Source organism: Pseudomonas izuensis (assembly GCF_002356535.2).
GTDB classification, from domain to species: Bacteria; Pseudomonadota; Gammaproteobacteria; order Pseudomonadales; family Pseudomonadaceae; genus Aquipseudomonas; species Aquipseudomonas izuensis.
Genome location: NZ_AP017423.2, coordinates 5,592,454 through 5,607,332 on the forward strand (window position 1 = coordinate 5,592,454; position 14,879 = coordinate 5,607,332).

Below are 14,879 nucleotides of genomic sequence, written 5' to 3' on the forward strand. Positions count from 1 at the left end.
GGGAGACGACTCGGGGTTAAACGTGGTCTACCTAAAGACCCGTAGCAGCAAGCTACAAGCACCGGAGCACAATGCTTGATCCTGCTGTTAAAGGGTCTGACTGATCTGGCTGCAGGAAGGTTCCCACAAATGACACTTCAATTTCGGCTGGCCAGTTGCTTGCCTTGCGCGGCATTGCGCAAGGCCGCGATGACACAGGGTTCCAGGCGTCCTTCCGCGATCAGCACGTCGCGATGCAAGCCATCGACCACATCGGTCAGCGAACGCTTGTCGGTCAACTGCGCCCGATTGAACTCCCGATCGACCACCACCACACCGGTCGCGTTCTTCAATGTCACCCGACATTCACCCTGAAGGCCTGACGGGGTCAATGTCACCTGGTACGGGCTCAGAGCCTCACCGAGCAAGAGACTGATACTTTCCATCTCGATCACCACTCAATAGTCCGAAAACGAAGTGCCTGGGGCGTGTCTACAGTAAATGACCGCCGGCCCGAGAAGAAAGTTCTGAAAGCTGCGTCTCTGGTTGATTGAGCATGCATGGCAAAGATGACAGGGAAAAAACAGTCGTGTCACGTTTGTCGGGTTCGCTGAGCAGCCGCCCTTGTGGGAGCGAGCCTGCTCGCGAAGGCGGTGAATCAGTCAGCATCATTTTTGAATGAAAGACTGCTTTCGCGAGCAGGCTCGCTCCCACAGGGTTTGCAAGGCTGCTCGCGATGTTTAGCTATCGCAGCTTAAAGCGCTTTGCCGCGATTGCCGTGCTGGCTGACGAAAGCCTGCACCGCTTTGAGGTCGTTCGGCAGCACAGTGCAACGCTCGTCGCGCTCGAACAGATCGGCAAGATGCACAGGGAGCTCCAGCGCTTTTCCTACGCCTGCTTTTTCCACGGCATCCGGGAACTTGACCGGATGGGCCGTACCGAGGATCACCATCGGGATATCCAGGCTGCGGCGGCATTCGCGTGCGGCCTTGACGCCAATGGCGGTGTGCGGATCCAGCACTTCACCGGTCTGCTCGTAGACTTCGGCGATGGTCTCGCAGGTTTGCGCATCATCCACGGCCAGCGAGTCGAACAGCTTGCGTGCTTCGGTCCAGCGCTCCTGCTCGACGCTGAAGCCACCGCCCTGCTTGAAGCTGTCCATCAGACCGGCAATCGCCGCGCCATTGCGACCGTGCAGGTCGAACAGCAGGCGCTCGAAGTTCGACGACACCATGATGTCCATGGATGGCGACAGGGTGGCGTGCAGGGTTTCCTTGACGTACTGGTTGCCGCTCATGAAGCGGTGCAGGATGTCATTGCGGTTGGTGGCGACGATCAACTGATTGATCGGCAGGCCCATGTTGCGCGCCAGGTAACCGGCGAAGATGTCGCCGAAGTTGCCGGTCGGCACCGAGAACGACACCGAACGCGCCGGGCCGCCCAGTTGCAGGGCCGCGTGGAAGTAATAAACGATCTGGGCCATGATCCGCGCCCAGTTGATCGAGTTCACCGCCACCAGGCGTGTGCCCTTGAGGAAACCCTGGTCGGCGAAGCTCGCCTTGACCATTTCCTGGCAGTCATCGAAGTTGCCTTCGATGGCGATGTTGTGGATGTTCTCACCGAAAATGGTAGTCATCTGCCGGCGCTGCACTTCGGACACACGGTTGTGCGGATGCAGGATGAAGATGTCGACGTTTTCGCAGTGCTTGCAGCCTTCGATGGCGGCCGAACCGGTATCACCGGAAGTGGCACCGACAATCACCACGCGCTCGCCGCGCTTTTCCAGCACGTAATCGAGCAGGCGACCGAGCAGTTGCAGGGCGAAGTCCTTGAACGCCAGGGTCGGGCCGTGGAACAGCTCCAGAACCCATTCGTTGCCGTTCAGCTGACGCAGCGGCGCGACGGCGCTGTGGGCGAACACACCGTAGGTTTCTTCAAGGATCTTTTTGAAATCGGCATCCGGAATGCTGCCGGTGACGAACGGGCGCATGACGCGGAAAGCCAGCTCGTGATACGGCAGGCCGGCCCAGGAAGCGATTTCTTCCTGGGTGAAACGTGGCAGGTTTTCCGGGACGTACAAACCGCCGTCGGTGGCAAGGCCAGCCAGCAGGACGTCTTCGAAATTCAGGGCCGGTGCCTGGCCGCGGGTACTGATGTAACGCATGACTGACTCCAATGGACAGTGTTCGTAAAGCCGGGCCCGCACGCGGGCCCGGTGAACGATAACGGCTTAGTTCAGATGCTCGACGCGGATCCGTACAACCGGACCGACCACGCCCGCCAACGCTTCCAGGGCGGCGATTGCATCATTGATGCGCTGCTCCAGCACGCGATGGGTCAGCAGGATCATTGGCACCAGGCCGTCGTGTTCCTCGACTTCCTTCTGCATGATCGACTCGATGTTGATGCCACGCTCCGACAGGATGCTCGCCACCTGGGCCAGTACGCCCGGGTGATCCTTGGCCTGAATGCGCAGGTAGTAAGCGCTTTCGCAGGCTTCGATCGGCAGGATCGGATGGGCGGACAGCGAATCCGGCTGGAAGGCCAGGTGCGGTACGCGGTTTTCCGGGTCGGAAGTCATGGCGCGAACCACGTCCACCAGGTCGGCGATCACCGACGAAGCGGTCGGTTCCATGCCGGCGCCAGCGCCGTAGAACAGGGTCGAACCGGCGGCGTCGCCGTTGACCATCACTGCGTTCATCACGCCGTTGACGTTGGCGATCAGGCGATCGGCCGGAATCAGCGTCGGGTGTACGCGCAACTCGATACCGGTCGCGGTGCTGCGCGCCACGCCCAGGTGCTTGATGCGGTAGCCCAATGCTTCGGCGTAGTTCACGTCAGCGGTGGTCAGTTTGGTGATGCCTTCGGTGTAGGCCTTGTCGAACTGCAACGGAATACCGAACGCGATGGACGCCAGAATCGTCAGCTTGTGCGCCGCATCAATACCTTCGACGTCGAAGGTCGGATCGGCTTCGGCGTAACCCAGAGCCTGGGCTTCAGCCAGCACGTCTTCGAAGGTCCGGCCTTTCTCGCGCATTTCCGTGAGAATGAAGTTGCCGGTGCCGTTGATGATGCCGGCGACCCAGTTGATGCGGTTGGCTGACAGACCTTCACGGATCGCCTTGATCACCGGTATGCCACCGGCCACGGCCGCTTCGAACGCAACGATCACGCCCTTCTCGCGTGCCTTGGCAAAAATTTCATTACCGTGAACAGCGATGAGCGCCTTGTTCGCGGTGACCACATGCTTGCCATTCTCGATGGCCTTGAGTACCAGCTCGCGGGCAACGGTGTAGCCGCCCATCAGCTCTATGACGATGTCGATCTCAGGGTTCGTGGCCACTTCGAAGACATCGTTGGTAATCGCAATACCGGTCGTTTGGAACTGAGGCTTTGGCGTGCGAATGGCAATTTGTGCCACTTCGATTCCACGCCCGGCACGACGAGCAATTTCCTCGGCGTTGCGCTGAAGTACGTTGAAGGTACCGCCACCGACGGTCCCTAACCCACAGATGCCTACTTTGACCGGTTTCACTGTGAACTCCCCATAAAACGGCCGACTCGAGGCCGGCCGTGAAAACAGCCGCAGGTTCGCGGCTCTCTATTAATGGCCCGGCGATGTCGCTGCCGGACCATGATCGTCAAGGCTGGCCGTGACGATGCGAATTTACTTCGCGCCCAGCGCCAGTTTGGCGACTTGTGGCGCAGGCTGGTAGCCCGGAATGACCTGACCGTCAGCCAAAACGATGGCCGGTGTGCCGTTCACGCCAATCGACTGGCCGAGGGCAAACTGTTTGGAAACCGGGTTATCGCACTTGGCGGCCTTGATTTCCTTGCCGTCGACCATCTGGTCCATGGCCGCTTTCTTGTCTTTGGAGCACCACACCGCTTGCAGTTGTTCGTCACCCGGCGAGCCCAGGCCCTGACGCGGGAACGCCACGTAACGTACTTCGATGCCGCGCTTGTTCAGCTCGGGCACTTCGGCGTGCAACTTGTGGCAGTACGGGCAGGTGGTGTCGGTGAACACCGTGATGTGCGATTTGGTTTCGCCAATGGCCGGATACACCACGGTTTCAGCGACCGGAATCTCGTTGATCAGTTTGGAGATGCCCAGGCGTTCGGTCTTCTCGGTCAGATTGACCGGTTTGCCGTCCTTGAGCTGGAACATATAGCCCTGAACCACGTACTGGCCGTCGGCACTGGCGTACAGCACCCGGCTGCCCTTGAGCTTGACTTCGTACAGGCCCGGCAGCGGGCTGGCGGTGATGGACTCTACCGGCACTTCGAGCTGGAGGTTTTCCAGGCTTTTACGAATGGCTTTGTCAGCCGCGTCATCGGCGACGGCAAAGGTGCTGACCAACGCAATGGCGGCGGCGGCGAAAATCTGGGTCAGACGCATGAGAACTCCTGAAGGCGGACAAATGGGACGATCAGAACGCCGACACCGGAACACCGGGTCATAACCGCCCATCGTGCAAACCGGCAAAGCCTACCACATAAGGCCCGTGGGGCCGAATGCCGGTGATACAAGGCACTTTGTGGTGCTTTTCTGTGGGAGCGAGCCTGCTCGCGAAGGCGATCTGACAGTCAACATCTGTTTTGGATGAAAGACCGCATTCGCGAGCAGGCTCGCTCCCATAAGGATCTCCATTCAACCGCGCGGGTGGTGTTTGGCGTGCAGATCCTGCAACCGCGCCCGGGCGACATGGGTGTAGATCTGGGTGGTCGACAGATCGCTGTGCCCCAGCAGCATCTGCACCACCCGCAAGTCGGCGCCGTGATTGAGCAGGTGCGTGGCGAAGGCATGGCGCAAGGTGTGCGGCGACAGCGACTTGCCGATCCCCGCGACCTTGGCCTGATGCTTGATCCGGTGCCAGAACGTCTGGCGGGTCATCTGCTCGCCGCGCTGGCTGGGAAACAGCACATCGCTGGGGCGTCCGCCGAGCAGCTCGCCACGGCCATCGCGCAGGTAACGCTCGACCCAGACAATCGCCTCCTCACCCATCGGCACCAGCCGCTCCTTGCTGCCCTTGCCCATCACTCGCAGCACGCCCTGGCGAAGGTTGACCTGCTCCAGTGTCAGGCTGATCAGCTCGGTCACCCGCAAACCGCAGGCGTACAACACCTCAAGCATGGCCCGATCACGCTGCCCGATCGCCTCGCTCAAATCCGGTGCCGCCAGCAAGGCCTCGACATCCGCTTCCGACAAGGACTTGGGCAACGGCCTGCCAAGCTGCGGCATATCAACGCGAAGGGTGGGATCGACAGCGATCAACTTTTCTCGCAACAAGTAGCGATAGAACCCCCGCACACCCGAGAGAAATCGCGCGGTTGAACGGGGTTTGTAGTTTTGCTCCACACGCCAGGCCAGGTGATCGAGGATCAACTCCCGACCCGCACTGGCCAGTTCCAGGCCTTTTTCCTGCAACCAACCGTGGAACAGCGCGAGGTCACTGCGATAGGCATCGCGGGTATTGTCGGAAAGACCTTTCTCCAGCCACAGGGCGTCAAGGAACTGGTCTATCAAAGGATGATCGATGGCAGGCATGGGCACTCAGGGCGCGCAGCTTTGATACTGCGCGCTAAAAATCAACGTGAACGGTAGAAACGGCCGCTAGTCTTTCATAGCCCGCTATTTCAAGGAACAGGGAACGGCAATGAGCGAACAGCAGATTTTGTTGGCGTTTGGCGGTATAGGTGCGGCAGCGCTGGGCTGCCAATGGCTGGCATGGCGCTTGAAGCTGCCGGCGATTCTGTTTCTGTTATTGACCGGCATTCTGGTGGGTCCCGTTTTGCACTGGCTCGATCCACAGGAAATGTTCGGTCCCTTGCTGATGCCACTGGTATCCCTGGCGGTGGCGCTGATTCTGTTCGAGGGCAGCCTGACCCTGCATTTGTCGGAATGGCGCGAGATTGGCAGCGTGGTTCGTCGCCTGGTCACCCTGGGCGCCCTCTCGACCTGGGTGGTCATCGCCCTGGCCACTCACTGGTTGCTGGGGTTCGACTGGATGCTGGCCACTTTGTTCGGCAGCCTGACCCTGGTCACCGGACCGACCGTCATCGTGCCAATGCTGCGAGTCGTGCGCCCGAAAGCATCGATTGCCAACATCCTGCGCTGGGAAGGCATTGTCATCGACCCGATCGGCGCCCTGCTGGCGGTGGTGGTCTACAGCTTCATCATTGCCAGCGCCGAGGGTAACGGCCTGACGCAAAGCCTGCTGACCTTTGGCGGGGTGATTCTGTGCGGCAGCCTGTTCGGCATTTTTGGCGGCTGGGTACTGGGCACTATCATTCGTCGGCATTGGCTGCCGGAGTATCTGCACAATCTGGCTTCGCTCGCGGCTGTACTGGGTATCTTTATTGCGGCCAGCGAAACGATGAATGAATCCGGCCTGCTGGCGGTGACATTGATGGGCATGTGGCTGGCCAACATGAAAGGCGTGGACGTGCAGCATATCCTGCATTTCAAGGAAAACCTCAGCGTCCTGCTGATTTCCGGGTTGTTCATCTTGCTGGCAGCGCGTCTGGACCTGAATGCCTTGATCGCTCTCGGACCGCTTGTACTGATTCTGCTTCTGATCATTCAGTTCATTGCCCGCCCCCTCAACGTGTTGCTGTGCACGGCCGGCTCCAGCCTGGGCTGGCGCGAGCGGGCACTGCTGGCATGGATTGCGCCCCGCGGCATTGTCGCGGCTGCGGTATCGGCCATCTTCGCCATTCGCCTGGATGAGGCGGGGCACCAAGGGGCGCTGCTGCTGGTACCCCTGACCTTTGCAGTGATCATCGGTACGGTGGTATTGCAAAGCGCCACGGCGCGACCACTGGCGCGCCTGCTGAGCGTTGCCGAACCGGCGCCAAGCGGCTTTCTGATCATCGGCGCCAATGGCCCTGCACGGACACTGGGCAAGGCGTTGCAGCATTTGGGCATCCGGGTGCTGCTGACCGACTCGAGCTGGGAAAATATCCGGGCGGCGCGCATGGAAGGGTTGCCCACCTACTTTGGTAATCCGGCTTCACAACATGCCGACGCGCATCTGGACCTGGTGGGGCTTGGCCATTTGCTGGCACTGTCTCCTTCAGGCGAAATGAACACCCTGGCATTGATGCGCTTTCGTCACGAATTTGGCCATCAACGAATGTTCGGTTTGGCCAGCGGCCAGGAAAGCCGTCGCTCGGACAAGCATCGAACCAGCCTGGAGCATCGCGGCAATCAACTGGGCAGCGAGGCGCTGAGCTACGGGAAATTCGCCAGCCAACTGAGTCAGGGTGCCGAGCTGTACAACACAACACTGAAGGAAGGCTTCGGTTGGGACGATTATCAGGCACTGCATGGTGTTCGCGCGACGTTGCTGTTCATGCGTGACAACAACGGCTGGGTGCATGTGGTGACGCCGGATAGCACGCACAAACCTGGGGCGGGATGGACGTTGCTGGCGTTGATTCAACCCCAGAACGGTGGTGCCTGACGGTACGCTCCTACAGGGGGCGGGACAAATCGCGGGCAACAAAAAAGCAGCCCGTAGGCTGCTTTTTTCTGCATCGGGAAGCTGGACTTAAGCCAGTTTTTCCTTGATGCGAGCTGCTTTACCAGACAGGTCACGCAGGTAGTACAGCTTGGCTTTACGTACGTCACCGCGACGTTTAACGGCCATGCTGTCGATTTGCGGGCTGTAGGTCTGGAAAGTACGTTCTACGCCAACACCGTTGGAGATTTTACGAACGGTGAATGCACTGTTTACGCCGCGGTTACGCTTGGCGATAACAACACCTTCGAACGCTTGCAGACGCGAACGGTCGCCTTCCTTCACTTTCACCTGAACGACAATGGTGTCGCCCGGGGCAAAGGTAGGGATCTCTTTGGTCATCTGCTCTGCTTCGAGTGCAAGGATGATTTTGTTAGTCATGCTGTGCTCCTAAGGTAAATCGTCGGATCTACCATCGATACGTTGTTAACTATCGTCCCGCTCGCGGATGTATTCCTCGAGCAGCTTCTTCTCTTCTCCAGAAAGCGAGCGGCTTTCCAGAAGATCGGCGCGTCGTTCATAGGTCCGACCAAGGGACTGCTGTAAACGCCAACGCCGGATGTGCGCGTGATTGCCACTTAGCAATACGTCGGGAACACGCTGATCCGCATACACCTCCGGTCGGGTGTAATGCGGGCAATCCAGCAAACCATCCGTAAAGGAATCTTCCTCGGCGGAGTCCGCATGCCCTAAAGCTCCAGGCAGCAGTCGTGTAACCGCATCGATCAGGACCATCGCCGGCAGCTCGCCGCCAGACAGTACATAGTCGCCAATCGACCACTCTTCATCGACATGAGCATCAATAAAACGCTCGTCAATGCCTTCATAGCGGCCGGCAATCAGGATCAATGCATCCAGATTCGCCAACTCGCGTACCGCCGACTGAGTCAGCTGGCGGCCTTGGGGCGACAGGTAAATCACCTTCGCGCCCTCCCCGGCGACTGCCTTGGCCTGAACCAGAGCATCTTCCAGGGGCTTGATCTTCATCACCATGCCCGGACCACCGCCAAATGGGCGATCATCCACAGTGTGATGTCGATCCGTCGTGTAGTCTCGCGGATTCCAACAGGTGAGCTGCAAGAGCCCCTGTTTCACCGCCCGACTGGTGATGCCGTACTCGCTGATGGCGGAGAACATCTCGGGAAACAAACTGATCACTTCTACGCGCAAGTTAGCCACGCTTAGAAGTCCGCATCCCAATCCACCTTCATCTCGCCTGCGACCAGGTCGACAGCCAACACGCATTGCTCCGTATAGGGCAACAGGCGTTCGCGATCATCCAGGCTGCCAGCGCAAGGCTTGACCACCATTACATCATTCGAGCCGGTCTCCAGCAGGTGATCGATCTTCCCGAACAGTTGCCCGAGGGTGTCGATGACCTTGAGACCTTCCAGCTGGTACCAGTAGTACTCGCCGTCGGTCAGTTCAGGGAACAGGTTGCGCGGCACGCAGATCTCATAACCGGCCAGAAGACGAGCTTCTTCGCGATCATCGAGACCCTTGAGCTTTGCGACCAGGAACTTGTCGTTCCCACGTCCGCTGACCAGCTCTACCTGCTTTACATTACCGTCACGCTTGAGCGTCCAGGTTTTGTAGTCCAGCAGGTTTTTAATCGGATCAGTAAAGGAATACACCTTCACTTCGCCGCGAACGCCGTGAACAGAGTAAATTTTGCCGATAACGATCAAATCATCAGCAACAGCTGGCGTCGCGTTCATATTGCTCAGGCCGCAGCCTTAGCAGATTCCTTCAACAACTGAGCAACGCGCTCAGAAGGTTGTGCACCAACGCTCAGCCAGTAGGCAACGCGCTCTTGGTTCACGGACAGACGGACTTCCTGACCACGAGCAACAGGGTTGAAGAAACCAACCTGTTCCTTGTGCGAACCGTCGCGCGGGTTGCGGCTGTCGGTTACGGTCAAGTGGTAAAACGGGCGCTTTTTGGAGCCGCCAAGGGCAAGACGGATTGTTAGCATGTGAACATCGTTCCTGTAGTCGGTGCTGCAAATCTAAAGGCACAGCGGGCATGGGTGCCCGAAAGGCCGCATATTCTAAGGAATATCCGGACTTTTGCAAATGACTTTTTCCGACTGCCTTTCGGCGGCCATCCAGATTTGCTATAGAGCCGTCGGTAAAAACGGCCGGTCAGCTCCCGCCAAGTGCGGGTTTGCTGGAGATCCCGCTTCCCTGCGGGTCTGCGCCGGTGCGATGACCGGCGCGGATTCTTTACATCTTGGGCATGCCACCGCCGGGCAACATACCGCCCATGCCGCGCATCATCTTGGCCATTCCGCCTTTGGCGGAGAATTTCTTCATCATCTTCTGCATCTGCTTGTGCTGCTTGATCAAGCGGCCGATGTCCTGCACCTGAGTGCCGGAACCCATGGCGATACGACGCTTGCGCGAACCGCTGATCAGCTCAGGGTCACGACGCTCGGCCGGGGTCATGGAGTTGATGATGGCTTCCATCTGCTTGAACTGCTTCTCTGCCGCACTCTGGGCATTGCCCATCTGCGCCAGGTTCACACCGCCCATGTTCGGCAGTTTGTCCATGAGGCCGCCGAGGCCGCCCATGTTCTTCATCTGTTGCAGCTGATCGCGGAAGTCCTCGAGGTCGAAGCCCTTGCCCTTCTTCAGCTTCTTGGCCAGCTTGTCGGCCTTGTCCTTGTCGAGGGTCGCTTCCGCCTGTTCGATCAGGCTGAGCACGTCGCCCATGCCGAGGATGCGCGAAGCAATACGCTCAGGGTGGAACGGGTCGAGCGCTTCGCTCTTCTCGCCCATACCGATGAACTTGATCGGCTTGCCGGTAATGGCGCGAACCGACAGGGCGGCACCGCCGCGGGCATCGCCGTCGACCTTGGTCAGGATCACACCGGTCAATGGCAGTGCGTCACCGAAGGCCTTGGCCGTGTTGGCGGCGTCCTGGCCGGTCATGGCGTCGACCACGAACAGGGTTTCGACCGGGTTGATCGCGGCGTGCAGGGCCTTGATCTCGCCCATCATCTCTTCATCGATGTGCAGGCGACCGGCGGTATCGACGATGACCACGTCGATGAATTTGAGTTTTGCTTCCTTAATAGCTGCCTGGGCGATGTCGACCGGCTTCTGGCTCAGGTCGGACGGGAAGAATGTCACGCCGATGTCGCTGGCCAAGGTTTCCAGCTGCTTGATCGCCGCCGGACGGTACACGTCCGCGGACACGACCATGACCGACTTTTTCTTGCGTTCTTTAAGGAAGCGCGCAAGTTTGCCGGCGGTGGTGGTTTTACCGGCGCCCTGCAAACCGGCCATCAGGATGACGGCGGGTGGAACGGCACTCAGGTTCAGGTCTTCGTTGGCCGCGCCCATCAGGCTTTCGAGTTCGGCCTGGACGATCTTCACGAAGGCCTGGCCAGGCGTCAGGCTACGCGACACCTCGGTGCCGACGGCGCGCTCCTTGACCGAATTGACGAAGTCCTTCACCACCGGCAAGGCGACGTCGGCTTCGAGCAACGCCATACGCACTTCACGCAGGGTGTCTTTGATGTTGTCCTCGGTCAGCTTGGCCTTGCCGGTGACATGGCGCAGCGTCTGCGAGAGACGGTCGGTTAAGTTTTCAAACATTGCGCGATCCTTTCAGGCCCTGTGTAGACCGGGATAATGGCGGCCCGAACCGGACTAAACATGTGCTCGGCGAGCCTGCGGCGTGGGCAGGTCGCGGATTATAGCGAAGACTGCGTCTGGCGGACACCTCGCCGTCAGCTTGTCTGGTCTTTCGTGCCGCGTGGGTTCTATGCCAAACTCAGCGCCTTTCGGGCTTGCCTAACAGGACTTATGCTCCCCTTGTCACCGAGTTTGCTAACCACCCTCGCCGCCGCCTGTTTATATGCCGCTGCGACTTTCTATCAAGGCACGCGTCTGGCCGCCTGCGCCAAGGCGAACAAACGCCTGCTGGTCACGCTGGGCGTACTGGCCGTGCTGGCCCATGGCGCCAGCCTGGTCACCCACCTGATGACGCCGATCGGCCTGGGACTGGATTTCTTCAGTGCCGCCAGCCTGATTGCCGCTGCGGTCATCGCCCTGACCCTGCTGGCCTGCTCACGCATCCCGGTGGAAAACCTGCTGGTCCTGCTGTTCCCGCTTGGGGCCGCGACGGTGCTGCTGGCCCAATTCGCCCCTGCCGGTACCGTGCAGATCATTGACGAGGAGCCCGGCATCCTCGCCCACATCCTGCTGTCGATTCTCGCCTACGGCATGTTCACCATTGCGGTGTTCCAGGCCTTGCTGCTGCTGATTCAGGACCATCAACTCAAGCACAAGCACCCTTCCGGGCTGATCAAGAACTTCCCGCCATTGCAAACCATGGAAAGCCTGCTGTTCGGTTTCCTCTGGGCCGGCTGGACCCTGCTGTCGATGTCGCTGATCTCGGGGTGGTTGTTCGTCGACAACCTGTTCGCCCAGCACCTGGTGCACAAAACCTTGCTGGCCTGCCTGGCCTGGGTCGTCTTCAGCGTGTTGCTCTGGGGGCGTAACCGTCTCGGCTGGCGCGGTCACAAAGCCATTCGCTGGACCCTTGCCGGTTTCTGCCTGCTGATGCTGGCGTATTTCGGCAGCAAGCTGGTCCGTGAATACATCCTGCACATCTGACGGGCGGCATTTATGGACGACTTGCCCTTAGGGCCGATGCTCGCTGTAGTGGTCTTGCTGATTTTGTGGTCGGGCCTGTTTTCCGCCATTGAATCCGCGCACCAGCATTTGCTGGCCAAACGCGTGGCTTCGCGATCCAGCGACAAGCCGCTGGCCCGATTGAGCTTCCCGCTCAATAGCCTGATCTTCTGCAATACCCTGTGCCGCACGCTGGTTGTCGTCCTGTGTACCTTGCTGGCGATTTTCACCTGGGCCGAAAATGGTCCGTGGGTTGCCTGTCTCGGTGCAGGTGCCATTGTGCTGGTGTTCGCCGACTACTTGCCCCGCGCCCTTGCCGTCCGCCACCCGGATGCGATCCTGGCCCTGGGCAACACCTTGCTTCCCGTGCCTTTGAAAATCATCTATCCGGCCGCCTGGCTGCTCAATGCCGTCAGCCAACTGCTGATGCGGCCATTGGCCCGCAAAGTCAAAGTGGTGCAACAGAGCGAAGACGAAGCGCCGAAGGAACGGCAGGACGATCAGGAACCCGCCGTCTGCCGCCCGCACTCGCTGCCTGGCATCCATGCGCTGGACAACATCACGGTCAACGACATTCTGGTCCCGCGCAGTGAAGTCGATGGGATCAACCTCGACGACCCTATCGAAGAAATCATCGAGCAACTGCGCCATAACAAGCGCACACGGCTGCCGGTGTTCCACAGTGATATCAACCAGGTCGAAGCGGTGCTCAACACCCGGCAAATCGGCCATTTGCTCCCCGATGCCAGCCTGACCCTGGAAGCACTGGTCGAGGCCAGCCGCGAACCTTACTTCGTCCCCGAAAGCACTCCGCTGCAGCTGCAGTTGCTGAACTTCCATAAACAGCAGCGACGCCTGGGCATGGTGGTCGACGAGTACGGCGAAGTGCTGGGCATCGTGACCCTGGAAGATATTCTCGAGGAAATCGTCGGCGAGTTCGAAAGCCAGCAAAGCCTGAACAACCCGCATATCCATCCACAGGCCGACGGGCGCCTGGTGATCGATGGCGCCGCGTCGATCCGCGACCTGAACAAGAGCCTCGGCTGGCATTTGCCAAGCGATGGGCCGAAAACCCTCAACGGCCTGGTGACCGAAGCGCTGGAAACCATTCCCGATAGCGCGGTCTGCCTGAAGATCGGCCGTTATCGACTGGAAATTCTTGAGACAGAAGAAAATCGTGTGACCCGGGTATTGATCTGGCATACCGCTACTGCAAAAACCGTCGCCTGAAATCGCCACCCTGCGGGAGCCAATGGTCGTGGCATAATCAAACCGCTTACCCAAGCCCCCCCTCCCGTGCTACCCGCACTCCGCTTCAAACCCACATCCCTGGGTGTTCGACCATAATAATTCGCTCCACTGGGGCACATGACTGTCAGGGATAACCGCATGACGACCAGCACGACTTACAGCGATTCCACACCCGCACAACCGACCAACTCCGCCACCCGCGTGGCCACGGCGAGTTTCATCGGCACTGCGATCGAGTTCTACGATTTCTACGTCTACGCCACTGCCGCAGCGCTGGTCATCGGTCCGGTGTTCTTTCCGCAGACCTCCGGCACGGCGCAGATGCTTTCAGCCTTCCTCACCTTCGGCATCGCATTTCTCGCCCGCCCCCTGGGCTCGGCGCTGTTCGGTCACTTTGGCGACCGCATCGGCCGAAAATCGACGCTGGTGGCTTCCCTCTTGCTGATGGGCGTGTGCACTACGCTGATCGGTGTGCTGCCGGGCTATGACAGTATTGGAGCCTGGGCGCCGATCCTGCTCTGCGTGCTGCGTTTCGGCCAGGGCCTTGGCCTGGGCGGCGAATGGGGCGGCGCGGCGTTGCTGGCCACGGAGAATGCGCCCAAGGGCAAACGCGCCTGGTTCGGCATGTTCCCGCAGCTTGGCCCCTCCATCGGCTTTCTCGCGGCCAACGGCCTGTTCCTGACGCTGGCCATGACCTTGAACGACGAACAGTTTCGCTCCTGGGGCTGGCGCATTCCATTCCTGCTCAGCGCCGCACTGGTGATGGTCGGCCTGTACGTACGCCTCAAGCTTCACGAAACGCCGGTGTTCGCCAATGCCGTGGCTCGCGAGGAGCGAGTGAAGATCCCGCTGGTCGAGTTGTTCAGCCAATACTGGCTGCCCGTGTTGCTGGGGGCCGGTGCGATGGTCGTGTGTTACGCGCTGTTCTACATTTCCACCGTGTTCTCGCTCAGCTATGGCGTGGCGACGCTCGGCTACAGCCGTGAAACTTTCCTCGGCCTCCTGTGTTTCGCCGTACTGTTCATGGCCGCCGCCACGCCACTGTCGGCCTGGGCCAGCGACCGCTTCGGGCGCAAACCGGTGTTGATCATTGGTGGCGTGCTGGCGGTTCTCTCCGGGTTCCTGATGGAACCGCTACTGACCCAGGGCTCGACCTGGGGCGTGGCGCTGTTCCTGTGCATCGAACTGTTTCTGATGGGCGTGACCTTCGCACCGATGGGCGCACTGCTGCCGGAGCTGTTTCCGACCCACGTGCGCTACACCGGCGCATCCGCGGCCTACAACCTGGGCGGGATTGTCGGCGCTTCGGCGGCACCGTTCTTCGCGCAGAAACTGGTGGCGATGGGGGGTTTGAGCTATGTGGGTGGGTATGTGTCCGGGGCGGCGGTGCTGAGCTTGATGGCGGTGCTGTGCCTGAAGGAAACACGGCATAACGATTTGAATCGGGTTGCCTGATCGATCGCTATCGCGGGCAAGCCTTGCT

The 14,879-nt window shown here is 59.8% G+C and carries 14 protein-coding genes; 4 read left to right on the forward strand and 10 right to left on the reverse strand.

Annotated features, from left to right (window positions below; all coding sequences use genetic code 11):
* Nucleotides 1-137 precede the first annotated feature (137 nt).
* From LAB08_RS24930 to xerD, 5 genes are all read right to left on the reverse strand, one after another.
* A complete protein-coding gene (locus tag LAB08_RS24930; protein ID WP_096509224.1) occupies nucleotides 138-425 on the reverse strand; it encodes a DUF3509 domain-containing protein in 288 nt (95 codons plus the stop codon).
* A gap of 308 nt (nucleotides 426-733) precedes the next feature.
* Complete coding sequence (gene thrC / locus LAB08_RS24935; protein WP_096509223.1) at nucleotides 734-2,143, reverse strand: threonine synthase; 1,410 nt, start codon at nucleotides 2,141-2,143, stop codon at nucleotides 734-736.
* 66 nt (nucleotides 2,144-2,209) lie between these two features.
* Nucleotides 2,210-3,514: a homoserine dehydrogenase gene (locus LAB08_RS24940; protein WP_096509222.1), complete on the reverse strand. Its 1,305-nt coding sequence runs from the start codon at nucleotides 3,512-3,514 to the stop codon at nucleotides 2,210-2,212.
* A gap of 132 nt (nucleotides 3,515-3,646) precedes the next feature.
* A complete protein-coding gene (gene dsbC, locus LAB08_RS24945) occupies nucleotides 3,647-4,378 on the reverse strand; it encodes a bifunctional protein-disulfide isomerase/oxidoreductase DsbC (RefSeq protein WP_096509221.1) in 732 nt (243 codons plus the stop codon).
* Nucleotides 4,379-4,630: 252 nt separating this feature from the next.
* Complete coding sequence (gene xerD / locus LAB08_RS24950; protein ID WP_096509220.1) at nucleotides 4,631-5,527, reverse strand: site-specific tyrosine recombinase XerD; 897 nt, start codon at nucleotides 5,525-5,527, stop codon at nucleotides 4,631-4,633.
* A 109-nt stretch (nucleotides 5,528-5,636) separates the two neighbouring features.
* Here xerD and LAB08_RS24955 point away from each other — a divergent pair, with 109 nt between their 5' ends.
* Nucleotides 5,637-7,445, forward strand: a complete 1,809-nt coding sequence (locus LAB08_RS24955; RefSeq protein ID WP_096509219.1) for a cation:proton antiporter — start codon at nucleotides 5,637-5,639, stop codon at nucleotides 7,443-7,445.
* Nucleotides 7,446-7,532: 87 nt separating this feature from the next.
* Here the strand turns inward: LAB08_RS24955 and rplS are convergent, their stop codons facing one another.
* The 5 genes from rplS to ffh all read right to left on the reverse strand — a co-directional run bounded on the left by rplS (nucleotide 7,533) and on the right by ffh (nucleotide 11,104).
* Complete coding sequence (gene rplS / locus LAB08_RS24960) at nucleotides 7,533-7,883, reverse strand: 50S ribosomal protein L19 (protein WP_003175895.1); 351 nt, start codon at nucleotides 7,881-7,883, stop codon at nucleotides 7,533-7,535.
* 45 nt (nucleotides 7,884-7,928) lie between these two features.
* Entirely contained in the window at nucleotides 7,929-8,681 is a 753-nt protein-coding gene (gene trmD / locus LAB08_RS24965) for a tRNA (guanosine(37)-N1)-methyltransferase TrmD (protein ID WP_046820359.1), read from the reverse strand.
* A gap of 2 nt (nucleotides 8,682-8,683) precedes the next feature.
* On the reverse strand, nucleotides 8,684-9,220 hold the full coding sequence (rimM, locus tag LAB08_RS24970; RefSeq protein ID WP_077046480.1) for a ribosome maturation factor RimM: 537 nt from the start codon (nucleotides 9,218-9,220) through the stop codon (nucleotides 8,684-8,686).
* A gap of 5 nt (nucleotides 9,221-9,225) precedes the next feature.
* Nucleotides 9,226-9,477 carry a 30S ribosomal protein S16 gene (gene rpsP / locus LAB08_RS24975; protein ID WP_003198088.1) on the reverse strand — a complete coding sequence of 84 codons (252 nt, stop codon included), beginning with the start codon at nucleotides 9,475-9,477 and terminating at the stop codon, nucleotides 9,226-9,228.
* Between the two features lie 250 nt (nucleotides 9,478-9,727).
* Nucleotides 9,728-11,104 carry a signal recognition particle protein gene (gene ffh, locus LAB08_RS24980; RefSeq protein ID WP_095193056.1) on the reverse strand — a complete coding sequence of 459 codons (1,377 nt, stop codon included), beginning with the start codon at nucleotides 11,102-11,104 and terminating at the stop codon, nucleotides 9,728-9,730.
* Between the two features lie 210 nt (nucleotides 11,105-11,314).
* Between ffh and LAB08_RS24985 the strand changes: the two genes are divergently transcribed.
* From LAB08_RS24985 to LAB08_RS24995, 3 genes are all read left to right on the forward strand, one after another.
* Nucleotides 11,315-12,127, forward strand: a complete 813-nt coding sequence (locus tag LAB08_RS24985) for a cytochrome C assembly family protein (RefSeq protein WP_096509218.1) — start codon at nucleotides 11,315-11,317, stop codon at nucleotides 12,125-12,127.
* A gap of 12 nt (nucleotides 12,128-12,139) precedes the next feature.
* Nucleotides 12,140-13,375 carry a CNNM domain-containing protein gene (locus LAB08_RS24990; RefSeq protein ID WP_096509217.1) on the forward strand — a complete coding sequence of 412 codons (1,236 nt, stop codon included), beginning with the start codon at nucleotides 12,140-12,142 and terminating at the stop codon, nucleotides 13,373-13,375.
* A gap of 159 nt (nucleotides 13,376-13,534) precedes the next feature.
* The gene (locus tag LAB08_RS24995; protein ID WP_096509216.1) at nucleotides 13,535-14,851 is read left to right on the forward strand and encodes an MFS transporter; all 1,317 of its coding nucleotides are present in this window, start codon (nucleotides 13,535-13,537) and stop codon (nucleotides 14,849-14,851) included.
* The last annotated feature ends 28 nt before the right edge of the window (nucleotides 14,852-14,879 follow it).